Source organism: uncultured Veillonella sp., assembly GCF_963543145.1.
In the GTDB taxonomy this organism is placed as follows: domain Bacteria; phylum Bacillota; class Negativicutes; order Veillonellales; family Veillonellaceae; genus Veillonella.
In genome coordinates this window covers 284,046-310,687 of the sequence record NZ_CAUTZP010000001.1, presented here as the reverse complement: position 1 = coordinate 310,687, position 26,642 = coordinate 284,046, and the positions used below count along the sequence as shown (strand labels likewise).

The 26,642-nt window shown below is 35.4% G+C and carries 25 protein-coding genes; 2 read left to right on the top strand and 23 right to left on the bottom strand.

Annotated features, from left to right (window positions below; genetic code table 11):
• Positions 1-26 precede the first annotated feature (26 nt).
• From thrB to RWZ05_RS01435, 8 genes are all read right to left on the bottom strand, one after another.
• Positions 27-941, bottom strand: a complete 915-nt coding sequence (gene thrB / locus RWZ05_RS01470) for a homoserine kinase (RefSeq protein ID WP_314641382.1) — start codon at positions 939-941, stop codon at positions 27-29.
• 3 nt (positions 942-944) lie between these two features.
• Positions 945-2,234 (bottom strand): homoserine dehydrogenase, encoded by a 1,290-nt coding sequence (locus RWZ05_RS01465; protein ID WP_314641380.1) that lies wholly within the window; start codon positions 2,232-2,234, stop codon positions 945-947.
• Between the two features lie 24 nt (positions 2,235-2,258).
• Entirely contained in the window at positions 2,259-2,708 is a 450-nt protein-coding gene (locus RWZ05_RS01460) for an ACT domain-containing protein (RefSeq protein ID WP_314641378.1), read from the bottom strand.
• Positions 2,709-2,721: 13 nt separating this feature from the next.
• Positions 2,722-3,714, bottom strand: a complete 993-nt coding sequence (locus RWZ05_RS01455) for a lysylphosphatidylglycerol synthase transmembrane domain-containing protein (protein WP_314641376.1) — start codon at positions 3,712-3,714, stop codon at positions 2,722-2,724.
• The gene (locus tag RWZ05_RS01450; RefSeq protein ID WP_314641374.1) at positions 3,711-4,565 is read right to left on the bottom strand and encodes a ChbG/HpnK family deacetylase; all 855 of its coding nucleotides are present in this window, start codon (positions 4,563-4,565) and stop codon (positions 3,711-3,713) included. The genes RWZ05_RS01455 and RWZ05_RS01450 overlap by 4 nt, the downstream gene beginning before the upstream one ends.
• 257 nt (positions 4,566-4,822) lie before the next feature.
• Positions 4,823-5,617, bottom strand: coding sequence for an RNA methyltransferase (locus RWZ05_RS01445; RefSeq protein ID WP_314641371.1), 795 nt, complete (start codon positions 5,615-5,617; stop codon positions 4,823-4,825).
• A 1-nt stretch (position 5,618) separates the two neighbouring features.
• Complete coding sequence (locus RWZ05_RS01440) at positions 5,619-7,364, bottom strand: ABC transporter ATP-binding protein (protein WP_314641369.1); 1,746 nt, start codon at positions 7,362-7,364, stop codon at positions 5,619-5,621.
• The gene (locus RWZ05_RS01435; protein ID WP_314641366.1) at positions 7,351-9,078 is read right to left on the bottom strand and encodes an ABC transporter ATP-binding protein; all 1,728 of its coding nucleotides are present in this window, start codon (positions 9,076-9,078) and stop codon (positions 7,351-7,353) included. The genes RWZ05_RS01440 and RWZ05_RS01435 overlap by 14 nt, the downstream gene beginning before the upstream one ends.
• A 299-nt stretch (positions 9,079-9,377) precedes the next feature.
• Here RWZ05_RS01435 and tpx point away from each other — a divergent pair, with 299 nt between their 5' ends.
• Both tpx and RWZ05_RS01425 read left to right on the top strand, forming a co-directional pair.
• The gene (gene tpx / locus RWZ05_RS01430) at positions 9,378-9,893 is read left to right on the top strand and encodes a thiol peroxidase (RefSeq protein ID WP_314641364.1); all 516 of its coding nucleotides are present in this window, start codon (positions 9,378-9,380) and stop codon (positions 9,891-9,893) included.
• Positions 9,894-9,987: 94 nt separating this feature from the next.
• The gene (locus RWZ05_RS01425) at positions 9,988-10,383 is read left to right on the top strand and encodes a phosphate-starvation-inducible protein PsiE (protein ID WP_314641360.1); all 396 of its coding nucleotides are present in this window, start codon (positions 9,988-9,990) and stop codon (positions 10,381-10,383) included.
• Positions 10,384-10,505: 122 nt separating this feature from the next.
• On the opposite strand, the gene RWZ05_RS01420 is transcribed toward RWZ05_RS01425, so the two are convergent.
• The 15 genes from RWZ05_RS01420 to mnmA all read right to left on the bottom strand — a co-directional run bounded on the left by RWZ05_RS01420 (position 10,506) and on the right by mnmA (position 26,581).
• Entirely contained in the window at positions 10,506-12,413 is a 1,908-nt protein-coding gene (locus RWZ05_RS01420) for a glutamine synthetase (protein ID WP_314641355.1), read from the bottom strand.
• A gap of 220 nt (positions 12,414-12,633) precedes the next feature.
• Positions 12,634-13,077 carry a GatB/YqeY domain-containing protein gene (locus tag RWZ05_RS01415; RefSeq protein ID WP_314641353.1) on the bottom strand — a complete coding sequence of 148 codons (444 nt, stop codon included), beginning with the start codon at positions 13,075-13,077 and terminating at the stop codon, positions 12,634-12,636.
• Positions 13,078-13,161: 84 nt separating this feature from the next.
• A complete protein-coding gene (gene rpsU, locus RWZ05_RS01410; RefSeq protein WP_004695751.1) occupies positions 13,162-13,341 on the bottom strand; it encodes a 30S ribosomal protein S21 in 180 nt (59 codons plus the stop codon).
• Between the two features lie 157 nt (positions 13,342-13,498).
• Positions 13,499-13,843, bottom strand: a complete 345-nt coding sequence (locus tag RWZ05_RS01405; RefSeq protein ID WP_314641349.1) for a histidine triad nucleotide-binding protein — start codon at positions 13,841-13,843, stop codon at positions 13,499-13,501.
• 11 nt (positions 13,844-13,854) lie between these two features.
• The gene (gene mtaB / locus RWZ05_RS01400) at positions 13,855-15,150 is read right to left on the bottom strand and encodes a tRNA (N(6)-L-threonylcarbamoyladenosine(37)-C(2))-methylthiotransferase MtaB (protein WP_314641347.1); all 1,296 of its coding nucleotides are present in this window, start codon (positions 15,148-15,150) and stop codon (positions 13,855-13,857) included.
• Between the two features lie 24 nt (positions 15,151-15,174).
• A complete protein-coding gene (locus RWZ05_RS01395; RefSeq protein ID WP_314641345.1) occupies positions 15,175-15,906 on the bottom strand; it encodes an RsmE family RNA methyltransferase in 732 nt (243 codons plus the stop codon).
• On the bottom strand, positions 15,903-16,766 hold the full coding sequence (locus tag RWZ05_RS01390; protein ID WP_314641342.1) for a 50S ribosomal protein L11 methyltransferase: 864 nt from the start codon (positions 16,764-16,766) through the stop codon (positions 15,903-15,905). Before RWZ05_RS01390 ends, RWZ05_RS01395 begins: the two co-directional genes overlap by 4 nt.
• A gap of 55 nt (positions 16,767-16,821) precedes the next feature.
• Positions 16,822-17,979, bottom strand: a complete 1,158-nt coding sequence (gene dnaJ / locus RWZ05_RS01385; protein WP_314641339.1) for a molecular chaperone DnaJ — start codon at positions 17,977-17,979, stop codon at positions 16,822-16,824.
• Between the two features lie 16 nt (positions 17,980-17,995).
• The gene (dnaK, locus tag RWZ05_RS01380; RefSeq protein ID WP_314641336.1) at positions 17,996-19,837 is read right to left on the bottom strand and encodes a molecular chaperone DnaK; all 1,842 of its coding nucleotides are present in this window, start codon (positions 19,835-19,837) and stop codon (positions 17,996-17,998) included.
• A 28-nt stretch (positions 19,838-19,865) separates the two neighbouring features.
• A complete protein-coding gene (gene grpE / locus RWZ05_RS01375; protein ID WP_314641334.1) occupies positions 19,866-20,411 on the bottom strand; it encodes a nucleotide exchange factor GrpE in 546 nt (181 codons plus the stop codon).
• Entirely contained in the window at positions 20,411-21,439 is a 1,029-nt protein-coding gene (gene hrcA, locus RWZ05_RS01370) for a heat-inducible transcriptional repressor HrcA (protein ID WP_314641332.1), read from the bottom strand. The genes grpE and hrcA overlap by 1 nt, the downstream gene beginning before the upstream one ends.
• Positions 21,440-21,808: 369 nt before the next feature.
• On the bottom strand, positions 21,809-22,411 hold the full coding sequence (locus RWZ05_RS01365; RefSeq protein ID WP_314641327.1) for a nitrite/sulfite reductase: 603 nt from the start codon (positions 22,409-22,411) through the stop codon (positions 21,809-21,811).
• An 81-nt stretch (positions 22,412-22,492) separates the two neighbouring features.
• The gene (hemW, locus tag RWZ05_RS01360) at positions 22,493-23,677 is read right to left on the bottom strand and encodes a radical SAM family heme chaperone HemW (protein ID WP_314641324.1); all 1,185 of its coding nucleotides are present in this window, start codon (positions 23,675-23,677) and stop codon (positions 22,493-22,495) included.
• Between the two features lie 4 nt (positions 23,678-23,681).
• Entirely contained in the window at positions 23,682-25,481 is a 1,800-nt protein-coding gene (gene lepA, locus RWZ05_RS01355; protein WP_314641322.1) for a translation elongation factor 4, read from the bottom strand.
• Positions 25,482-25,519: 38 nt separating this feature from the next.
• The gene (gene mnmA, locus RWZ05_RS01350; RefSeq protein ID WP_314641321.1) at positions 25,520-26,581 is read right to left on the bottom strand and encodes a tRNA 2-thiouridine(34) synthase MnmA; all 1,062 of its coding nucleotides are present in this window, start codon (positions 26,579-26,581) and stop codon (positions 25,520-25,522) included.
• Positions 26,582-26,642: the final 61 nt, after the last annotated feature.

The window sequence follows — 26,642 nt, the reverse complement described above, 5'->3', positions numbered from 1 at the left end:
GCCTAACACTATAATTATATCATAAACTATATAATGGATGCTCCTGTTGTATCAGCTTCTAAGCAATAGGTTCTATTATCAATACCATTAGCAGTAAATACGGCCCCCATCGCATTAGCTACATCTTGTACATGTGCTTTATCTACATAAGCAATTAATGTAGAACCAGAACCACTAATAGTAGCACCATAAGCACCAGCAGCTTTTGCTGCATTGAATACTTCATCACAATGTGGAATCAATGTTTTACGGTAAGGTACATGCAAATTATCATCTAATGCTACAGATAAATTACTCAATTGATGCGTAATAAGGCTGGTCACAAACAAAGACGCATGACTTACGTTTTGTACTGCCTCTTTAAAAGGCACATGATTAGGTAATACAGAACGAGCATATTCAGTAGATACCATGACCTCAGGCACTACAACAGCAAAATGTAATTCAGAGGGTACAGAAATAACTGTGTTAAGTACTTTATTTTTTAAACCAGTTGCACAGCATAGATTACCATAAATAGCAGGTGCTACATTATCTGGATGACCTTCCATGCGATTGGCAATAACAAGTAACTCTTCCTTTGAAAGAGGATGTTTTACTAATGCGTTCGCTAGTAAAAGCCCACCTACAATAGCCGTACTACTACTACCTAAACCACGAGATGGTGGAATTAAGGTTTCAGACGTAATATGACCATATTGAATTGGTTCTTGTGCTGTAGCAAAAACTTGATCCATGGCAAAGCCAATAAGATTTTTTTTCGGATCTTCAGCGCGTAAAATATCTGCACCGAAGCCCTTAAAAGTATATGTATATTCAGTAGCATTTACATCTGGTGTAAAACTAAAAATATTATAAAGGTTTAAGGCTAAACCTAAGCAATCAAAACCAGGGCCACAGTTAGCACTAGTGGCTGGTACTTGTACGCGAACAATGTTCATAGTTTAAGCTTCCATAATACGAATTACACTATTAACAGACTTAACGGAACGCAAGCTATTAAAGGATTCGATAAGATTTAAAATATAAGATCTAGGACATTTGGATGTTACAATGGCTAATACTGCAGTTTCTGGATCTTTATTACGTTGAACAATAGATAGAACAGAAATCTTTTGCTCTGCTAATTTTGCAGAAATTTTTGCCAATACACCTGTTTTATTATCTACAGCTAAATGCAAATAGTAGCTAGATTGAATTTTACCTGGAGAGTAAATATCTTTTTGATCGTAATAGAATGGTTTTAAACGACCTGTTTCATTATAAGAAACATTTTTAGCTACTTCCATAATGTCAGATACTACAGAGCTACCTGTTGGTAAGCTACCTGCACCACGACCATAAAGCATTACATCATCAATACCATTACCCTTAACATAAATCGCATTATAAGAACCACGAACAGAGGCCAATGGATGTGTGGTAGGAATAAATGCTGGATACACATTTAGGGACAAACCTTGAGCAGTTTCTTTAGCAATACCTAATAATTTGATATTATAACCAAACTCTTTACCGAATTTAATGTCCTCTGTATCAATACTTGTGATACCTTCTACAGATACATCTTCAAAGAAAATACGACGATTGAAACTAATGGATGCTAGAATAGCTAATTTACGAGCTGCATCTAGACCTTCAACGTCTGCTGTAGGATCAGCTTCTGCATAACCTAAATCTTGTGCCTCTTTTAATACTTCTTGATAGCTTAAACCTTCTTCAGACATTTTAGTCAAAATAAAGTTTGTCGTACCATTCATAATACCGATAAGTTCAGTAATACGGTTACCTGCTAAGGACTCATACAACGTACGAATAATTGGGATACCACCTAATACAGATGCTTCAAAACGTAAATCTACTCCATTTTTACTTGCTAAATCTAATAAATATGGACCAGATTCAGCCAATAAATCTTTATTAGCTGTGACAACATTTTTCTTTGCTTTTAATGCACCTTCAACACATTCCTTAGCAAAGGTTGTACCACCCATTAGTTCAACAACCATTTGAATATTATCATCTTTTAATACATCATCAATATTTGTTACATATTGAGCTGTTTCAGGTAAAGTAATATGGCTATATTTTTCTGGATTACGTACATATATTTTAGAAATTTCTACATTTACCCCCGTACGATTTTTGATTAGTTCCGCATTATCTTGCAACAAATTGAATGTACCTTGTGCAACAGTACCGAATCCTAATAAAGCAATTTTTATAGTGGTCATAATAGTCCTACTCTCTTAATTAGCCTATGCTTGGCCTAAAATCTCTACTTTAATAATGCCCTTCATAGAGCGGATATCTAATAATAAATCTTCTAATGAGCCTTGTAAGTCTTTAGTTTCAAAAGAAATACTGCTGTTAGCAATACCTTGTAATGGAATATCTTGATTGATTGTCAGAATACTGCCATTACGTTCAGCAATAGCTTTCAAAACACTAGATAACATGCCCGATTCATTAGACATAGAAACATAAATACTAACTATTTTCCCTTGAGCAATTTCAAAGAATGGAAATACATAGTCTTTGTATTTGTAATATGCAGAACGACTTAGATCCATTTTTTCAACAGCTTCATTGATTGTTTTAACTTCACCTAATTTAAGAATTTCTTTTACTTTGATTGTCTTTTTAATCGCTTCTGGTAAAATATCTTCTTGCACCAGATAAAACTTATCTTTTTTTTGTTTAGACATAGAGTACACTCCCTTATTGTTCTCTTGAAGTTTCTTGGGCCACAAATTGCCGCCCATATAGTGTTAATACTGCATACATACCGATAAAAAATGGCAAATATTCAGCCACAACACGCCATGCTACAGCAACAATACCAATGGTTCCATTTGGTACAAAGGCACTAAACAATACTACAAATAGTCCTTCTGCAATCCCTGTTCCACCTGGAGTTGGTGCAAAATATAAAATAAGATTTAATAGAATCATACGATTTAATATATCGATGATAGGAATATCTGGTGTAAAAGCATACATTAATGCTGGTGCAATACAATACAAGCTTAATAAACTTAAACCAGATTCAATAAATACTATAAAAGATTGAATTGGCTCTTTATAGAGTAAACCAAGGCCTTGATTTAACGTTTCTAACTTAGAAAGCCAATTCTTTGTTTTATGAGCTTTAAAACGTTGCGCTAAATTATAGACAAACTGTCTCATATATTTAGTCTGTAAAATATATGTTCCCAGTAATGTTGCTATAACAGCAAGCACAGCAAACAGTAATAACATATCTCGTGAAATATAGGGAATTTCAATATCATCTCGTAAGAATACTAAAGGCAACATAATGACCAAAAACATAATGGAAAATACGGTGCGTATTAATACGATTGGCGTACCTTTTGATATGGGTACTCCATAACTTTTTAAAACTAGTACTTGCGCTACGGCACCCCCACTAGCACCAGGTGTTAACATGGCCATAAAATAGTTACTAAAAATAACACGCAGTACTGCTTGAATAGATAGTTTGTAGCCCCCTATTTTCACAAGGCGTTGCAACCGGAGTCCATCAAAATACATACCTGCCGCAAGTGCTACAATTGCCAATAATAAAGATACACTATTAAAAGATGATATAGTTTTTAATGATTCTAAATCGATGGTATAGTAGATAATTCCTATAGATACGGCTAATAACAAGAGAAACATAAAAAAGCCTCTCTTCATCATTTTACTCATATTAAGTCTCCATAATTAATTAGCTCTATGCCATGTTGTCTTATATACAATCGAGTATGACTGGAACAAAGTGCTTGTAACTCATCCTCCCAATGATATCCCCAATTATAACACTTACCTAGAATTGAATTACTTATACCAGGATGAACCATCAATTCATGGGTACCAGAATTATGATTTACCTTTTTCAAAATGCCCATTAATGATTTTTGATCTATATTTCCGCCATTGACCATTCCCCAGAAGTATTGCGTGGTCAACATATTGTTATTACGTACTGTTGGTCGTGCATTAGCAGCAACAGTTGATAAGCCAACTTTACCTAAAAAACGGGATGGAGAATATATGTAGTTCATAAATCCTGTTAATTCATCTGGCACACGAATAGCATTTATACCAAAGGATTTTGCTTGCTCAATGACAATAGGTAAAACTGTAGGTAATACATGCATATGTTGATGACCGTCAACATGAGTAACCTTTAATCCAGACTCTATGATTTTAGCCATTTGTGCATTAATTTCTTTACGTAACTCACTATAGTTGATTTTGCCAGAGTAAATTCGTTTAATAAAATCGATATAACTTTCTGGTAAAATACCTTCTGGTGTTACTAGTGATGGAACCTCAGTGGGATCACATACTGGTTTTAGACCGCCAACTAAGGCAATATGAATACCAATGCCCAACTTAGGGTTTTCCTTCGCCATACTTACGGCTTCTGTAAAGGCCTCTCCTCGTGCTAATAAAGAGGTGCTAGTAATAATACCTGTACGATGACCGTCAATAATGCCTGCATTAACCGCACTATGAAGGCCAAAATCGTCAGCATTTACAATTAATTTGGACATAGTTATCTTCCTTTTTATTAAAAAAAGGGAGAACTTTGTTCTCCCACAAAGGATATATGTTATTGTACCAAATACACAGCTAATAAATCAACACAAAAGCCCTCTATTTGTATACTAGTAGAGGACTTTTTATAATGTTATAAATTTTTATCATAAATATAAAGTTGAATACATTTTACGAAGGTTAAATTAAAAACGTTATGCTCTACATAAATTAATACTATATAAAAAATACAGTATTATTTAGTAATACGAATTTAACTCATCAATTGTTCTTGAACCTTATAGATACATAATGCAGCTGCTACACTGACATTTAATGACTCCATATCTCCATACATAGGAATCATGATGCGATTAGTGCAGAGATTCATCACCTCTGGTGTCACACCATTACCTTCGTTGCCTAATACTAACATAGTTCGTTTAGCATACGCCACAGAATGATAAGGATCAGAATCTTCTAGGGCAGTAACATATGTGGTCATATTTGATTCAGCTACAATATCATTTAACTTAGATAAGGTGACATCTTCATATAAAGGTATTTTATGTAAGGCACTCATTGTACTGCGTACCGTTTTATCATTAAAAGGGTCTACGGTACCTTTCATCAAAAATATACCTTTTACACCTGCTGCTACTGCGGTACGAATAATAGTACCTAAATTACCAGGATCTTGAACGCCATCTAGTGTAATATATAAACCGTCTTGAATAGTAACAGAATCAATATCATGTTTTGGCTTGGCTACTATGGCGACTACACCTTGACCATTTACAGTATTATCTACTTTATCAAATACAGGATCTTGTACGATATACGTAGGCACCGATTGAATAGAGTCTAATGTTAATAAATCTAATACATTTTTATCTTGTGATTTAGATTCTCGAATAGCAATTATTTTGATTGCACCCATAGCAGCTATATCGCGAATAGAACGGATGCCTTCAACAATATATTCACCACTTTTTTGACGATTCTTACGCTGACCTAATGAGATAATGCGCTTTATAGTTTTATTATCTTTTGATTGGATACATTCCATACTAACTCCCGCTTTGTTGATTATTCCAGAGATTATAAAAGGCACCTTTTGAATTGATAAGCTCTTCAAACAATCCTTTTTCTATTATTTTACCATATTCTATATATACTATTTGATTAGCGTCTTGTACCGTGGAAAGTCGATGAGCAATACTTACAATGGTTTTAGTACCACGAATATTTTCAATACTAGCTTGAATTTGTTTCTCCGTATGACTATCAATATTGGCTGTAGCCTCATCTAGTAATAGAATAGGTGTTTTTTTTATTAGAGTGCGTCCAAATGCCAATAATTGCTTTTGTCCATCAGATAACAAGGAGCCTAAATAACCTACAGGTGTATTATAACCCTCTGGCAATTGTTCAATCATACTGTGTAAATTTACTTGTTTTGCTGCATCTACCATATCTTCATATGAAATCGACGTATCAAAAAGTGTTAAGTTATCCTTTATAGAACCCTTAAATAGATACGCTTGCTGGAAAACATAGCCCATCAAATGACGCAGTACCGAACTATCATAATTCGCAATATCAATGCCATTAATATAGATTGATCCCTTAGTTGGTTTGTAAAGACCCATTAACAAGGATAAAAGCGTTGATTTACCACTACCTGAAGGGCCTACGATACCAATAAATTCCCCTGCCTTAATACTTAACGTAAAATTCTTTAACGCATATACATCGTTATTGTCATAGGAAAACCATACATGATCAAAATCAATAGACTCTATATGTTTAAATTCATGAGGAACTTCATTAACGATTTGACGCTCCTCTTCCTCCAATAAAGGGACTAATCGTTCTGCACCAGCTAATGCGCTTTGTAGGGAATTATATTTATCAGCAATCTCTTTTAATGGTTGGAAAAATCGATCCATATATTGAATGAAAGCAAAAACAGTACCAGCATCGGCCACAGAATCTATTATATATGTAGTAGTAAAAATAACGATTAATGCCACAAAGAATAGACCATCTACGAGAGGTCTAAAAATAGAAAACGTAGTAACTTCAAATAGACCTGCTTCTAAGAAACCTTTATTAACCGTATTGTAACGTTCTTCAATTTCTTTTTCACCGCCATAAGATTTGACGATAACTATGTAGTTTAATAGCTCTTTAATGCTTGCATTAGAGGCCGCTACAGAACGGCGAACTTGGCGGAATGCTTTACGAGAAAACTTTTGGAATACCCAAATGATTACACCCATTATTGGTAATAAAATGGTCATAATGATTGCTAAAGGTACATTAATAGCATACATGAATCCTAAAATACCAATGATCATTAGACCGCTACTCACTAAATTCAGTAATACATCTGTATATAAGGTGCGCAATGACTCTATATCATTTGTGATACGAGTTACCCAATTACCAATGGGTAATTTATAAAATTCATCATGGGACTTATGAAGTATCTTTTGAAATATAATGGCACGTATATTATAAATAATTTTTTGTCCAAAACTTTTTAAAAAATAATTTTCTACAAAGATAAATAACACACTACCAATAATAGTAAGACCATATATGACAGCATAATATTCAATAATATTAATATCATTTGTAGCAAAGCCCAGATCAATAACTTGCTTAGTTAAATAAGGTCTTAAAAGCAGAAGTACTAAATTACCAGCTAGAGCAATGGTAGCTAAGAATAAAATACCCAAATAAGGCTTAATATATGCAGTTATATAGGAGAACAAAGCCCAATCATTTTTAAAATTACGCTTTTTCATAATGAGCTCCTCCTTTCTGCGCTTCATATAAGGTGTGATATAAGCCTTTTTTTGTTAATAATTCTTCATGAGTACCTTCTTCTACAATACGCCCCTCATCAAATACTAGGATTTTATCTGCATTCTCTATAACCTCTAAACGCTGTGATATACACAGAATAGTCTGATTTTTCACATTATTCAAAGTATTTAATATAGTTGTAACTGTTGTAGCATCTAAAGCAGAAAAACAGTCATCTAGTAATAAATATGGTGCATTCTTGTAGAAACCACGTGCCATATTAATACGTTGCTTTTGTCCACCTGATAAGTCTTGACCTTCTTCAGCCAATTTATGTAAATCATTGTTTAGCAAATCCCTCAAATCTCTGTATAAATCGGCCTTTTTCGCTGCCCTCCCAACAGTTTCGTGCATGGGTAACTCTCTACCGAATTTTATATTGTCAGAAATGGTAGTACTTAATAAGTAAGATTGAGTAGGTACATAGGCAATGGAATTTCGAAGTTTTGTTAAAGATATATTCCTCAAATCTTGATTGCCAAAATAGATGGATTTTTCAGGACATTCTTGTAATCCAATCAGCAATTTAAACAAAGTACTTTTCCCAGAACCAGGTTTACCCACAAGCCCAATAAAAGAACCTTTAGGTATTGTGGTGGTTACATGAAATAATGCATTCCCTTTAGAGTTTTCATAATTAAAATCTAAATAACGAATGTGAATATCTTCAAGGCCCAATACGTCTACACTATCCTCTACTGTTTCAGTGGGCAACTGCAAGAATTCCGCAATGCGATCTAAAGAGGCTAAACCTTTTTGAACAATTGAAATAAGACCACCAAATCCAATTAAAGGGCCTACAATCAACATGATAAATGAATTGATGGTTACAAACTCCCCTATAGTCATTTGCCCTTCTACAGCTAGGTGTCCACAAATAAAGATGCTTATACTAATACAAATGAACGGGGCAATTCTTGTTAATGGTGTTAATATAGCATCTAGCAAGGCAACATCCATATTTTTTTTATAGTTAAGTTTATTGATTTTTTCAAAGGCCTCTGAAATGATGCTTTCACGATTAAAGGCTCGAATAACATCCATTCCTTGAAATAGTTCTTGCCCAAACTCTGTCATATCACTATATGTAGCTTGAGCACTACGTTGTTTAGCTCTTAATTTTCTACCTAATACAAATATGGCAACGATAATAAAGAATATAGGTGTCATAATTTTAAAAGCTAAGACACCATTTATTTTTTGAATTAAAATTATGGATCCTACGATGGAATAGAAAACAATATCTACTATTATCATTACACCTAAACCAAGTGCAACACGTAACGATGTAACATCATTGGTCATAAGCGCCATAACTTTACCAGGTCCGTTTGTTTCATAGTATGTTGTTTTTACTTGTAGAGCTTTACGGCATAGAATTTCACGGAAAAGATATTCCATACGTCGAATAGAACCCAATAAGGTTCTACGAGAGATGACTTTTAAAATAGTAATAATGATAAATAGCAAAATAAAGTAATAAATATAATTCACTAAACCTTCTTTATTATTGTTCAATGTATCTATTGCATTGCCGATAAATTGAGGTACAAATAAAAATGCTACATTTATAGCTATCAGCATTGTTAAACCGATGGCATATGTCCAACCTTCACGGCGGAAAAATCGGATAAATAAATCTATAGGTTTCATAGGACCTCTCAAATACACTATGTTTTATAAATATTAGATACCTTAATAGTGATTTACTACTAATAGAAAATAATAAAAATTTAATTTATAAAGCAGTATATATAGATTAAGGTAATATTAATGTAAATGTACTCTTTATAGTATACACATTTTTTTGTTATTCATTAATACACCTATACGTATAATTACACTATATCGAATTTTTTAGTTTACTTATGATAATGTAAGTGTTATACTAGGCATAGATACAAAACGTGTCTTTAATAAATTGGAATTAAAACTCTTAGGAGGAATACAACATGGAAAAACGTACTGGCGTAGTAACATTTGCAGGTAGCCCTATCACATTGGTTGGTCCAGAAGTAAAAGTAGGTCAACAAGCTCCTGACTTTACAGTAATTAGCAATGACTTACAAGCTAAAACATTAAAAGATTTCGAAGGTAAAGTAAAAGTTATCTCCGTTGTTCCTTCCCTTGATACTGGTGTTTGTGACGCTCAAACTCGTTGGTTCAACCAAGATGCAACTGCTCTTTCCGAAGACGTTGTAGTATTGACAGTATCTATGGACTTGCCGTTCGCCCAAAAACGTTGGTGTGGCGCAGCTGGCGTAGATAAAGTTATTACTTTATCTGACCACAGAGATGCATCCTTCGGTGAAAACTATGGCTTCTTGATCGAAGAACTTCGTCTTTTGACTCGTGGTGTTGTAGTAATCAACAAAGAAAACAAAGTAACTTATGTTGAATACGTACCAGAAGTAACTCAAGCAGTTAACTTCGACGCTGCATTAGAAGCTATTAAAGCTGATATCTAATCGTTATATAATTATTATATAAGCGTTAAAAAGACCGTACGTTGTACGGTCTTTTTATGTATTGTGTTCTTATTATATTTTAGTTGGAGTATTCATGTGGATTCGTATCTCTCGTCTTCTATTAACCATTAAAAATATTGCCCTTATAGGCGTGGGTATTGGTCTATGCATTGCAATGATAAATAGTATAGTAAACTTTGGTATTGTTGCATGGGCTAATATTCAAGGCTATAGTACATATTCTTTATTGATTGAAGAATTAATTACCTTCTTCCTCTACTTTGAGTTTATTGCACTCATCGTTAAATACTTTAAAAACAATTTCCATTTCCCGCTTGATTTCTTCTTATATATTGGTATTACCGCATTAGTTCGCTTACTCATTATAGAGCATGAATCAGCCTTAGATATGTTATTATTATCTTTTTCCATTTTTGTACTAGCATGTAGTTTAGTATTAGTAGAAAGATTCATTAATAATAAAGAATAATATTATATTTTTAAGAGCTACAATAAATTAATAATCTGTAACTTGAAAAGGAGACTCTACCTATTGGTAGAGTCTCTTTTTTGATTTGTATGTTGTGGAATTTTTAAATAGGGTCTATTCAATTAGAAAATATTTTTAGCATAGTTAGCGTATTTAGCTTCTAACTCTTCCATTTTATCATTCATTTCAATTTGTAATTTAGATGCTAAATCATAATCACCTTCATGTAACGCATCAATTAAGCGTGTGAATAAGGATTTACGATCATCACTATCTTTAGCAAGATAAAAACGCAAGTCATTAACTTCTGCAAAACGTTTATCATCTACGCTATTGCGGCTATCTGTATGAATTGCAACCATGTTACGTACAGTTTCAAGATTGTTAGGAATTAAACGATGTGCTAAAACGAGTTTCCAACGTTTCAAGATTGAAGCAATGAAGGAATCCATTAAATCTTTAGCAAACGCATTACCTTGTGACAAGGTTTCTACTAATTTAGGATTATTTTGATAACCTTTAATATTTTCCCAAACAGTTGCAGGTGCTACGCCAAACATTTGGTTACGTTCTTCTTGAGTGAAGTCTTCAAACACATCTTTTTCAGAACGATACGCACGATTTGTAGCAAGGTAATCAGCTGGTTCCCCCACTTCTTTTGAAAGTTCTGCTTCCAATTGAGCTTGTGTTTTACCAGATGTAATAGCATATTTCATACCATCAAATGCAGAGATAAAAATCAATGCCAATGCAGTATATGTATTGGTATAAGGGTTTGGAGAACGCAATTCATAACGAGTAGCCATTGGATTGTCGATATCACGAATCAAACCACAAAGGATTGTACGGTTACGGCTAGGTTCGGAAGGATCTGTACCTAAAGATGTAACGATACATACTGGAGCTTCAAAACCAGGTTTTAAACGATTTAAGGAATCTGTTGTGGAGCTAATAAATGGATTGATTGCTTCATAGTGTTTCAATAGACCCATAATAGCACCAATACCTAAGGAGCTAGCAGATTCTTTACGCATATCTTCTGGGCTAAACAAGTTAACAAGCTTACCAGATTTCAATTTAGCCATAACACCAAAGTGTGTATGTTCACCGGAGCCAGCTACACCAATAATTGGTTTCGCATTGAATGTTACATCGAGACCATTTTCACGGAATACTTCACGAACGATAATACGTGCTTGTAATTCATTATCTGCAGTTTGCAATGGGTTACCAGAGAATTTCCAGTCAATTTCCAATTGTTCCAATACAACTGCTTCATGACCATCTTCATCAAGTTTAGCTTTAACGCCACCTACTTCTTTATGGCCCATTTCTGCATCCATACCATATTTGTCTAAACGTTCTACCGCTTGTTCTAATGCAGTACGAACTGTACCATGAGTACGTTGCCAGTATTGTTCTTGTAATTTTTGAGATACAGATAACTCTTTTTTAGTAACTGTTCGAGATGGAGTTTTTACCCAGAATTCTAATTCTGTTGCAGATGTAAAGATAATGTCTACAACATCATCAGCTTTCACATGAGGCATACCAGGTAAACCATGTTCTTTAATTAAAGATAATAACTCTGCTCGAACATAATCACAGCTATTTTTCAAGATAGAACGAGAATCAACATAACGATAGTTATGCATTAAGAATGCTGGAATACGAAGTGTACCAGTTGGCAAGCCTGTAGCTTCGTCAATATTTTCATAGTTATAATCTACGAACCAGTTTACGCTTGGATCGCCCCACATATCTACACGTGCATTATTTAATGTAGCAATGTTTGTAAGTACTACAGAGGAACCATCAGTTTGTACTGCACGACCTTCAAAGAATGCTTCATAATCATCAAAGAATGCAGACATAGGAATTTTTTCATCTGTATCATTACCTGCTAAGTCGATACCTACAAGAGATACGAACTTAATTTCTGGATGCTGTTCTAGTAATGCGAGTACACCTTCCTTACCATATTGACCTGCAGGGATATAATACAATAATTCATGATTAGTAGTAGCCATATCTGTTCCTCCTAAAAATAAAAAAGACTCCAACAAATAGATATACACATATATATATCTAAAGTGGAGTCTTCGTTGACTAATTATTTTGTTGGATTCATATTATCATAAGTTGAAAATATATGTCAATAAATTTCTATAGAATTTTTTCTTTTACAAGCTATTTTAATGACAATGTATTATCAGTGTAAAAGTTAGTCATATTAATTTACCAATACTATTAACCAAGCAACTCTTTAACAATAGTATTAACTACTTTACCATCTGCGCGACCTTTAGTTTTAGGCATAACATGTTTCATAACATTACCCATATTTACAGCATCGCCACAAGCAGTAATAGCTTCTTTTACAACGTCACGAATTTCATCTTCAGTCAATTGTGCAGGCATATATTTTTGTAAAACCGCCATTTCTTCTTTTACATGTGCCACTAAATCTTCACGACCAGCTTTTTCAAACTCTGCTAAAGAATCTTGACGAGTTTTCATTTCTTTAGCTAAAATACCAAGAATACCATTATCATCAAGTTCTACTTTGTCATTAATTTCTGTATTTTTAATAGCGCTATTAACCATACGAATTACAGATAAAGCTGTTTTACCTTCTTCACGAGCTTTCATAGCCGCTTTCATATCTTCTTTTAATTGATCCTTTAAGCTCATAGTAAGCCTCCTTATTTATAAAATAAAGAAACCCCAATTCTGGATTTCATGAAGCCATGAAAAGGCAGAATTAGGGTAATCATCTTATGCTCTGAATTTGCGTTTTCTTGCTGCTTCAGATTTTTTCTTTCTTTTTACGCTTGGTTTTTCGTAGTGTTCGCGTTTTCTTACTTCAGACAAAACACCCGCTTTTTGGCAGGAGCGTTTGAATCGACGAAGAGCACTTTCAAGCGTTTCGTTTTTACCGACTTTGATTTCAGACATCTATATCCCTCCCTCCAAAAATAATCTCGGGAAGTGCTGATAATTTACATACGCACATATAATATTATATGTATAGGTATAGAAGTTGTCAATATTTTACGGTATATTTTATAGGAATTTTAATAAGTATTATAAAAATAATACATTATACACAATGTTAAGCTTCTGGCCAGCCCATTTCTTCACCGCCTAATAGATGTGCATGCATATGGAATACAGTTTGACCAGCTTTTGCGCCAGTGTTAAAAATCAAGCGATACCCATCTTTAGAAATGCCTAATTCTTTTGCTACATCACGAACAAATGGAAGCAAACCCTCTACATAGTCAGCATTTTTTTCTGTAAGATGTGCAATATTAGATACATGGTTTTTAGGCACGATTAGAACATGCACCTTTTTCACCGGTTGAATATCATGGAATGCATAGAATTTGTCATTTTCTAATACTTTATTGGAAGGAATTTCACCATTAATAATTTTACAGAAAATGCAATCGCTCATAATTAGACTCCTTATTCAATAATTAAATAATTATCTTCTAAACCAACAACAGTTCCGCCAATAAGATCACCAATTTTATGTAATCCATCAGACTTTACTTTACCATTTACATATTCGCTAGTTAAACCAGTATAGTAACCATTTTCTTCCTTTTCAATAAGAATTTCACCTGGTTTACCAATACGAGATTTAGCGTATGCTTCATAACCAGCTTGACTAAGACCATTTAACAGGGCAACACGAGTCTTTTTTACGGCTTCAGGTACTTGATCAGGCATAGTCGCAGCCGGCGTACCTTCACGAATAGAATATGGGAAAGCGTGAATATGGGTAAACCCAATTTCACGTACTGTATTCAATGTTTCTTCAAAATCTTCATCTGTTTCTTGTGGAAAACCTGCAATGATATCAGTCGTAATAGATAAATCTTTAATGCGAGAACGTAATTTTGTAATGAGATTTTTATACTCTTGTAGTGTATAGTGACGTCTCATCAATTTCAATACATGGTCTGAACCCGCTTGTAGTGGCAAGTGAAGATTTGGACATACTCGTTTATCTGTAGCCATTAATTCTACAAGCTCATCAGAAACCTCAACAGATTCAATAGATCCAAAACGAATACGATATAACTCAGGTATTTCTAATAAGGCTTTTACTACATCAGCTAAAGTAGGTCTACCTGGTAATTCAACGCCATAATTACCTAAATGAATGCCTGTTAGTACGATTTCGTGGAAACCATGGTCTACTAAACGCTTAGCTTCTTCTACGATATCGTCAATCTTACGAGATTTCAATTTACCGCGAGTATATGGAATGATGCAGAAAGAACAATAGTTATTACAACCTTCTTGAATTTTCATGAAAGCTCGAGCCTTATCTGATTCATTACCAAATAATGGCATTTCCTCAAAATTGGACTCTTTCATAATATCTCGAACAGCATTAATTTGACGTTCTGTAGATTCCAATTCCTCGACTAGCTCAACGATTTTTGATCGATTGTTTGTACCTATAACAAGGTTTACACCATCAATTGCAGCAATTGCATCTGGATCGAGTTGAGCGTAACAACCAGTAACAATTACATAAGCATCTTCATTTTGGCGTTTTGCTTTCCGTATCAATTGACGGGATTTCTTTTCTCCCATATTTGTTACAGAACATGTATTAATTACATATATATCAGCTTTTTCATCGAAGTCTACTGCTTCGTAATTATTTTGTAAAAATAAACCTTTCATAGCATCTGTGTCATACTGATTTACACGACAGCCTAAGGTTGTAAAAGCAACGGTTTTCATTGCACCTCTCTATTCTTGTTTAATTTATAGTTCTAATTCATATTGAATCATCGCTAATGATCCAACAGCAGCAGTTTCGGCTCGCAAAATAGTATTACCAAGAGAAACTGATTTTCCACCACTTTCTATAATAGCATTGATTTCCTTCTCTTGATAGCCCCCTTCAGGACCAATACAGATAAGAATGTCAGTTATATTTTGATTAGTATGTATTGATTGAAGTGTAGTCTTAATGGTATGGCCTTCTTCATTTTCATAGGCCACTAGTTTTAATGCGTCATTCTCGATTTCAAGTACTTGTGAAAGCTTTTCGCCTACTACAAGCGTGGGCAGTTGATTACGCCCACATTGTTGGGCTGCTTCTAGCATGATTTTTTTCCAACGACTAACTTTTGATTGTAATTTCTTATCATCGTATTTAGCTACACAGTTAGTCGTAGATACAAGATAAATAGTATCTACATTTAACTCTGTTGCCTTTTGCAATACCCATTCTAACTTTTCACCTTTTAAGAAAGATTGAACAAGAATTGTTCGATACGACGCTACATCAGACTCTACAAATTCAATAAGTTTAGCGTGTGCTATACCATCAACTTCTTCAGTAATCTGATAGATACCACAACGATTATCACTACCTGTTACAGTGATCGGTTTTTCCATATTATGACGAAATACATGTAACACATGATGTGTTACATCTTGTGGTAATTGTATGATTTCATCTAATGGTGTAGGAGTAAATATTTTCTTCATAGCTTTTCTAACGCAAAAGTATGCCAAGGGCCTGCCACGCGTTCCTCTATAATATGCCAATATTCAGTGATAGACGGCAAGATTTCATCGTACCGATCATCAATAATACCACTAATGATTAAAATGCCATTATCTTCAAGCTTCTTACCTATTTGGGGTAACAATATCTTTAAAGGATCTACCGTCAAATTAGCTAAAATTAATTGAGCAGTACCTTCAAAATCCGTATCTAAATCACCACAAATAATTTCGGCATGTACTTTGTTGTTTTCGCAGTTAATTTTTGCTTGATTGGCTGCATACTCTTCAATATCAATGCCAACTAAATGTTTTATACCTAATTTGGCAGCTACTAATAAAAGTATCCCTGTACCTGTACCGATATCTAAACATGTAACCTTATCAAGATCCATAGATTCACTATACACTTTTAAAAGTTCTGCACAAGTTTTAGTCGTTTCATGGGAACCAGTGCCAAAAGAAATATCTGAATCGATTTCTATAATTGTTTTATTGTCGACATTGTCATATTCTTGCCAAGCAGGTTTAATTACGATATTGGGTAATATTTCTGTAGGCTCAATATACTGTTGCCAAGAATGTAACCAAGTAGATTCGTCTAGTATATGTGCATCTACTGATTTCACCGTAATATTTGCCCCTATAAGACGTTTTTCTAAGTCTGCCTTAACCACATCGGTATCAAGTGTTGGATCAGCGTAGAGCGTTAATTTTATTAAATTAGGTTGTTCTTCAATATCTTCTTCTATAATTCCATTGTCTGCGTAATCGTCAAAAAGAGTAGTCACCTCATCGGTGGCTACTCTTTCACAGACAATGGATATTTCTATCCATTGCATATATGCTCCTTTATAGGGAATGTGATGGAACAAACCATTCCTTCACATGAGCTGTTCATTTTGTTAAACAGTCCTTGATTTTTTCAAAAAGACTTTTGCTCACTTGTAAGTTATTTACATCTTCATTGCTTTCATTAGCAAAACGTAATAATAACTCACGTTGAGTATCAGTCAATTTTTTAGGCGTTTGGACATTTACTACAATATGTTGGTCCCCTCGTTGTTTAGGGTTACGCAAATAAGGAATACCTTTGCCCTTTACGCGGAATGCCGTTCCCGTTTGAGTACCTTCCGGAATCTTTAACTCTACTTTACCATCTAAGGTGTTAACTTGTATAGTCGCACCAAGAGCAGCTTGAGCAAAGCTAATATTTACACGGCTAATAACGTCATTACCATTACGCTCAAATTCCTTGTGAGGACGAACAAAGATATATACATAAAGGTCACCCTTAGGACCGCCCAAAATACCTGGTTCCCCTTCATTAGCTACACGTAAGCGAGAACCGCTGTCTACGCCAGCAGGAATCTTGATAGAAATCTTGCGTTTAGCAAGCATTTCACCAGTACCACGGCATTTAGAACAAGGTTTTTCAATGCTTTTACCAGAACCATGACAACGGGAACAAGTGCGCACGGATTGCATACGTCCAAATGGCGTATTTTGAATAACCGCTTCTTGACCAGAACCATGACAGTTTGGGCAAGTATCGACACGAGAGCCTGGTTCACCACCAGTACCATGACAGTGATCACATTCTTCATGACGATGCACTTCGATTTCCATGGACTTACCAAAGGCTGCATCTTCAAAGGAGATATCGATATCTTCACGCAAGTCATTACCTTTTTGAGGGCCTTGTTGTTGACGACCGCCGCCAAACATACCGCCAAAAATGTCGCCAAAGATATCACCAAAGCCACCAGCTTGACCTCCAAAACCACCAAAGCCGCCTTGGAAACCACCGGCCCCAGCGCCGCCTCCTTGTTTGAAGGCGTCGTGGCCGAATTGGTCATATTGAGCTTTTTTAGTTTCGTCAGACAATACTTCGTAAGCTTCGTTCGCTTCTTTGAACTTTGCTTCCGCTTCCTTTGGATTATCTTTATTTACATCTGGATGGTATTGGCGTGCCTTTTTACGGAAGGCTTTTTTGATTTCATCTTGAGTGGCATTTTTGCTAACCCCAAGAATGTCATAATAATCACGTGCCATTAGTTACCAACCCTTCTTATTTCTTGTCGTCATCCACTACTGTGTAATCAGCATCAACTACATTGTCATCACCTTTTGCTTGTTGTTGACCTTGTTCTGCACCACCAGCTGCTTGTTGAGCTTGTTGTGCTGCTGCATACATTTGTTCAGCTAATTTATGTAATGGTTGTTCCAAAGCTTCGCTATCTTTTTTGATGTCTTCGATGTTGCCAGCTTCGATAGATTTCTTCAATTTATCTTTTGCTTCTTCAACTTCTTTCAATAAAGCTGCATCGCCTTTACCATCAAGTTCTTTCAATGCTTTTTCGGCTTGATATACCAAGGAATCTGCATTATTTTTAATATCTAATTCTTCTTTTCTAGCTTTATCTTCTGCTGCATGAGCTTCAGCTTCTTTAACCATACGATCGATTTCGTCTTCTTTCAAGCCGCTAGAAGAAGTGATTGTAATTTTTTGTTCTTTTTGAGTGCCCAAATCTTTTGCTTTTACATGTACGATACCGTTAGCATCAATGTCGAATGTTACTTCGATTTGAGGAACCCCACGAGGAGCTGCTGGGATACCATCCAAGTTGAATCGACCCAATGTTTTATTATCTGCTGCGAACTCACGTTCACCTTGCAATACGTGAATATCTACAGATGGTTGGTTATCTGCTGCAGTGGAGAATACTTGAGATTTAGATGTAGGAATTGTAGTGTTACGATCGATAATACGTGTGAATACACCACCCATTGTTTCGATACCAAGAGACAATGGAGTTACGTCAAGTAACAATACGTCTTTAACTTCACCTACTAATACACCACCTTGAATAGCAGCACCAATAGCTACACATTCATCTGGGTTAACATTTTTAGTTGGTTCTTTATCCAATACTTTTTTAATAGCTTCTTGTACAGCTGGGATACGGCTAGAACCACCAACTAACAATACTTTATCGATATCGGATGCAGATAAGCCAGCATCGTTCATAGCTTTACGAGTAGGTTCGATAGTAGCTTGTACCAAATCAGCAGTTAATTCTTCAAATTTAGCACGAGTCAATGTTACATCCAAATGTTTAGGACCAGTAGCATCAGCTGTGATGAATGGCAAGTTGATGTTTGTACTAGCTACGCCAGACAACTCAATTTTTGCTTTTTCAGCAGCTTCTTTTAAACGTTGATCAGCTAATTTATCATTGGATAAATCAATACCAGTTTCTTTTTTAAATTCTTCGATAAGGTAGTTCATGATGCGTTGGTCGAAGTCATCGCCACCAAGGTGGTTGTTACCAGATGTTGCTAATACTTCAAATACACCATCACCTAGTTCAAGAATGGATACGTCGAATGTACCACCACCAAGGTCAAATACAAGAACTTTGCCATCTTCATCTTTATCTACACCATATGCAAGAGCAGCTGCTGTAGGTTCGTTGATAATACGAAGCACTTCAAGGCCTGCAATAGCACCAGCGTCTTTTGTAGCTTGACGTTGAGCATCTGTGAAATATGCAGGAACTGTAATAACTGCTTGTTTAACAGGTTCGCCCAAGTATGCTTCTGCATCAGCTTTGATTTTTTGAAGAATCATTGCAGAAATTTCTTGAGGAGTATAAGATTTACCGTCTACAGTTACTTTGTAGTCAGTACCCATGTGACGTTTAATAGAAATGATTGTGTTTTCTGGGTTAGATACAGCTTGACGTTTAGCCAATTGACCAACTAGACGTTCGCCATTTTTTGCAAACCCAACAACGGAAGGAGTTGTACGTGCGCCTTCTTGGTTAGTAATAACCGTAGGTTCGCCGCCTTCCATAACCGCAACACAAGAGTTTGTAGTACCTAAATCAATACCAATTACCTTTGCCATAATATATGCCTCCTAAAATTTTTATAATCTATTCAACAACTTTTACCATTGCTGGACGAATACAACGACCATCAACAGTATAGCCAGTTTGCAATACTTCACATACCGTATCAGATTCATATTCATCTGACGGCACTCGCATAATCGCTTGATGGAAATTTGGATCAAATGGTTGACCTACTGCTTCAATAACAGCTAATCCATGTTTAGATAACATTGCCATCAAGTTTTGATGAATCATGATAAATCCATCAAGGAATACCTTTGCATCACCTTCTACTGGGCTTTGGACAGCTCGTTCAAAGTTATCTAATACAGGAAGTAAATCTGTAAGTACATCCCCTTTAACATATCCAGCAAGTTGCTCTTTTTCTTGATTAGTACGACGCTTGAAGTTTTCAAAGTCCGCTTGTAAACGCTTATAACGATTATCAAAGTCGGTTTTAAGTTCTTCTAATACTTGAGCAGCATCAGCCACAACTTCTTCAGTCGCTTCCACAGTTGTTTCCTCTACATTCGTAGTATCTACTGTTTCATCAACTATTTCTTGTTTAATGTCTTGTTCTTCAGCCATTATATGCCCTTTCTATTTTGTTCTTTTACCATAGTTTCCATTATATGTTTCATATGAGATAGCATACCGATAATTCGTCCGTATTCCATTCGTGTTGGTCCTAGTATAGCAAGAGTTCCTACAAGCTGATCTTGATTAGTAAAATCAGCTTGTACCACACTCATCGATTGAAGTGCTTCAGTTTCATGCTCTATACCAATCTTAACCTTAACTGGTGTTGGTGAATCATCTTTTAATAACTGTCCCAATTGATTTTGTTCTTCCACTAATGAAAGTAAGGGTTGTACCTTCTCAACAGACTTAAACTCTGGTTGATTTAACAACTCTGTAGTACCTACCGAATAGAACAACTTACGTTTATTAATAGCTCGTAATAATGTTTCCGAAAGGATTAATAAAATTCCCTGCGGACCTTCCATATGAATCAATAAGTTTCCCAGAGCTTCAGCCGTTACATGACCAATACTAACATTCTGTAATGCATTGCTAAATTGCATGGCTAGACTTTGTAAAAGCTCTGGTGAAACACTTTCACCAAAGTACATCAGTTCATTATCGAGTGCACCTGTTTCGGTGATGACTACCATAATGGCTTGATGACTATCTAGCGGTAATACATGAATGTATTTAATTAATGCTCTATCATGGGCTGGAGCTAGGAATAAACTCATACTATGGCTCACTTGTGAAAGTAGTTTAGCCATATTTAAGAAGAGCTCACTCGTCGATCCATTGGAATGTTTCCATAACATTTCAATTTTTTCAGCATCCTGTAATGGAACAGGTTGTTGACTCAACATAGAATCAACATATAAGCGATAGCCCTTAGCTGAAGGAATACGTCCAGCCGATGTATGAGGTTGCTCTAAATAGCCTAATTCCTCTAAATCGGACATTTCGTTCCGTACTGTAGCAGGACTAATGCCAAGATTATAGTTCTTAGCAATCGTTCGAGACCCTACAGGTTCTGCGGATTTAACGTAGTCTTCAATTATGGCTCGCAAGATGCGCTGTTTTCTTTCATCCATAATGACACCTCTTGTTAGCACTCATAAACTTTGAGTGCTAATCGCATGTATAATATTATCACATTGGCAAAAATTGTCAAGCAAAAAAATACCGAAAAAGTCAAATAATATCTATTTAGTCAAAAAGACAATTGCATATTTTAAATTAATTAGTCAAAAAATCAAAGTCTAATAATAAGAAAACACTTATACTACCTCACTTTATGTCATCTTCTAAATTTATTAATTAAATTGATTTATTCTAATTAATAAAATTAGAAAACCTATAAAATAGTATAAGTGTTTTAATTTCTTTGATTACATTGTTATCTTTACTGAAAACTTCGGTAATATTCGTTTATGCTGTTTTATTACTAATACAACTAAAAATTATAATTCCATACCCTCCAATGGATTCCCTAATCTAGCTAATAATTTACCCATACGCTCACGAGGTTCACCATGTTCAGCATACCAATCAACTAAAATATCGACAGCTTTTTTAGCTTGTTCTACTGTTAGATTTCTAGCTAAAATTGTGCCTGCTTCAGGTTTAATACCTGTATTACCACCAACAGCAAGCATATAACCTCGAGAGGTGCCTATAAAGGCAATATCTTTTACCATTGCATCTGGGCAATTACGACCACATCCACTGATACCAATTTTGCATTTATGTGATGTTTTTCGTCCGTAATGTTTTCTCTCTACATAATCAGCCAATTCTTTAGTTTCCATTTGGCCATTTTTACAATATCCTTTACCTACACAGGCAATTAAGGAATTTACACCTCTATGAATAACAGTAGTTACACCTTCTGGTAATTCAGAGATAAGTAAGTCCTTATCGTCTTTTTCAATACCTGTAATTTGTAAACCTGTTACTACATGACGGAAAGATCCACCATATTTTTCAGCTAATTCTATGCATGCCTTCATTTGGTCTAAAGTAAACTCGTTATGTAAACCGTGTAAAATAACCGATGTCTTCATCGTTCCTCCTAAAATCTAGCATGCTTATTCATCATCATCCTATTTATACTAACATATTAGATTTTGAGAAACTGTGAGAAATTACTCACGAATAAATTGACTAAATACATAGTTACCATGCTTAGCCCCTTCAGGAGTTAAATGATAACTACCATTTTCATACTCTAATAAGCCTTTAGTAACTAAATCTTCTAATATGTTACCAAATAAATTATGAACAGATACGCCAAATCTATCCTCAAATGTTTGTTCATCAAGGCCCCACTTAGTGCGAAGTGCTAAGAAACAAAAATCCTCTTGCGCTCGCTCTACAGTTATAGTCTCCGTATCGATAGTAGGCATAGTATATCGATCTACCGCTTGTATATAAGGCATCACATTTCGGTTGTTGCTACGGCGAATACCATTATAGAAGGAATGAGCACCAGCGCCAAAGCCTAAATAGTCTACATAGTGCCAATATTTTAAATTATGACGACTGTAAGAACTATCTTTAGCGAAATTAGAAATTTCATATCGTTCAAAACCTAGATTTTTCAAGCCTTCCATCATCGTATCATACATGGATTCATCAATGCTTTCACTAGGGATAGAAATCAAGTTCTTTTGAACTAAATGATATAAATATGTTCCTACCTCTACTTGTAAGCCATACGTAGAAATATGATTAATCGGTAAGTCTTTTAAGATATCTAAATTATGCTGAATATCCTCTAAGGTTTGTCGTGGTAAACCATATATCAAATCAATATTGATATCTGTAAAACCTGCCTCTTTAGCATCATAAATAGCCTGTTTAGCCTTTTCCCCATTATGACTGCGATGGAGCATGGTAAGCGCCTTATTATCAAAAGTTTGAACACCAAAACTAATGCGATTAAAACCTAGTTTAACTAACTGAGTTAGATACTGTAGATCTACTTCACCAGGATTAGACTCTATAGTCATATGACAATCGTCAGTAATAGTAAAAGTACTTTTGATTTTATCAACAATCATCTGTAACTGTTGAATTGATAATTCAGTAGGTGTACCACCACCAAAATAAATAGTGTCAATAGGCTTAGATTTGGACTCTGGGTGTTCTGACATCCACAAATCCATTTCTTGTACCAATGCATAGACATAGGTTTCGTAATAATCTTGTAAATTTTGATAGGCTGGAAAATCACAATATATACATTTCTGTTTACAAAAAGGGATATGGACATACAAGCCCATATCCCCAAAAGTAGACAGATTCAGGATATTAGAATCTGTTTTCATTATATTAGTCCTCAACCTTGAGAATAGCCATAAATGCTTCTTGTGGAATCTCTACAGAGCCCACAGACTTCATACGTTTCTTACCAGCTTTTTGCTTTTCTAGCAATTTACGTTTACGAGAAATATCACCACCGTAACATTTCGCCAAAACGTCTTTACGCCAAGCTTTTACAGTCTCACGAGCCACAATTTTTGTGCCTACCGCCGCTTGAATAGGAATTTCAAACATTTGACGAGGAATGAGTTCTTTTAATTTTTCTGCTAATGCACGACCACGCGTAGCGGCACGGTCCTTGTGTACAATAATGGACAATGCATCCACAGGATCACCATTTAGAAGAATATCCATCTTAACCATTGGTGATTGTTTATAGCCAATCAATTCATAGTCAAGAGAAGCATAACCTTTTGTAGCAGATTTTAATTTATCAAAGTAATCGTAAATAATTTCACTCAATGGTAAGTGATATACAACGGATACTCGAGTTTCATCTAAGTACTCCATGGATTGGTATTCACCACGTTTATCTTGAGATAGTTCCATGATAGTACCTACGAAATCCTTGGGTACGATTGTAGTAGCTTTTACATAAGGTTCTTCAATGTAGTCAATCTCCGTTGGAGGTGGCAATTTAGCCGGATTGTCTACTTCTAGCATTTCTCCATTTGTTTTGTATACCTTGTAGTTTACAGATGGAGCAGTTGTAATGAGCGTTAAATTGTATTCTCGCTCTAACCGTTCTTGAATTACATCCATATGTAAAAGTCCAAGGAATCCACAACGGAAGCCGAAGCCTAGGGCCAAGGATGTTTCTGCTTCATATTCTAAGGCAGCATCATTAAGCTGTAATTTTTCTAAAGCGTCACGAAGATTTTCGTAGTCTTTAGATTCTGTCGGATAAAGACCACAATATACCATAGATACAGCTTTGCGATAACCAGGCAATGGTTCTGGTGCAGGATTGTTAGCCAAGGTTACCGTATCGCCTACGTGGCAATCTTTTACATTTTTGATACTAGCTGCAATACAACCAACTGAGCCACATGGTAATTCTTGAACAGGAACAAGATTTGGTGTAAAGATACCAAGTTCAGTTACATCAAAATCTTTTTTATCATGCATCATACGAATTGTATCTTTCGCTTTAATAGTGCCTTCTTTTACCCGTACATACGCAATAGCACCTTTATACGAATCAAAGCGACTATCAAAAATCAATGCTCTCGTAGGTTCATCAGATTTATCTGGTGGCGCAGGAACCTTATTTACAATAGCTTCTAAAATATCAGGGATACCGATACCAGACTTAGCAGAACATAATACTGCTTCTGATGCATCTAAACCAATGATATCTTCAATTTCATGTTTAACTCGATCAGGATCTGCAGAAGGTAAATCAATTTTGTTAATAACAGGAATGATTTCAAGATCATGTTCTAAAGCGAGATACACATTTGCCAACGTTTGAGCTTCTACACCTTGTGCCGCATCTACTACAAGCAATGCACCTTCACAAGCTGCAAGAGAGCGAGATACTTCATAGCTGAAATCCACATGGCCCGGAGTATCGATAAGATTCAAGATATACTCTTCCCCATCTTGTGCTTTATACAAAATACGAACAGATTGCGCTTTAATAGTAATACCCCGTTCTCGTTCTAAATCCATGGAGTCCAATACTTGAGCCTCCATTTCACGCTTTTGTAATGTGCCAGTATATTCAATTAATCTATCGGCAATGGTAGATTTACCATGGTCGATATGAGCTATAATACAGAAGTTTCGTATCTTTTTCGTTGACATACTATGTAAACAAGTTCAAAGAACTTGTATTCTCCTTTCTAACATACGCGATCGATAACAGCACCTCCTAATAATTGAGTGCCATTATAAAAGGCTACGGACTGACCTGGTGTAATAGCCCGTTGTGGTTCTTCAAAGATAACCTCCATCGTATCATCATCCAAGATACGAGCAGTACAAGGAGAAGGATTTGCAGCATAGCGAATCTTACCTTCTGCCTTTAATTCTTTATGAATAGTGTCATCTAAAAAGTTATAAAACTTACAAATCATACGATTTGTAAAGAGTCGTTCATTAGGACCTACGATGACCTCATTGCGTTCCCCATTAAAACCAATAACATATAATGGGTGCTTATAAGCAATACCAAGGCCTTTACGTTGACCAATAGTGTAATTAAATAAGCCATTGTGCTTACCTAACACTTCCCCATATTCGGTAACGATATTACCAAACTCTGGCTTTCCCTTCATTTCTTCTGCCACCAGCTTTTGATAGTTTCCATGAGGCAAGAAACAAATATCTACACTATCTGGTTTCTTAGCTACTGGTAAATCATATTCAGCAGCTAATTTACGTGTTTCAGTCTTACATTGACCACCTAATGGAAACATGAGATGACTCAAAATACGTTGGTTCATATTGTACATAACATAGCTTTGATCTTTTGTAGAATCAACACCTTTATGTAACTCATATAAACCTGTTTCTACATTGAAGTTAACTTGTGCATAATGACCAGTAACCATATGTGTGGCCCCCAGTTCAAGAGCACGATTGAGCATCAAATCGAATTTGATATTCTTGTTACAAAATACACAAGGATTTGGTGTACGACCATAGGCATATTCTTTTACGAAGTAATCTACTACATTCTCGTAAAACACATCGCGAGCATCGATAACATGATGCTCAATACCAAGAAAATCACACATCTTCTTAGCATCGGTTACAGCAAGAGGAACCTCATCATAAGGCGTGCCACTCACCCACAGCCACAGGGTAATACCAAATACTTTATAGCCTTGTTTTAATAGCATTGCAGCAGTTAAAGAACTGTCTACGCCGCCACTCATAGCTACAGCGATAACTTTTTCCATACTTTCTCCTTTAAATGATCTCTTGATCATAAAACTAATCAGGGTGAAAGCCTGACGTGTA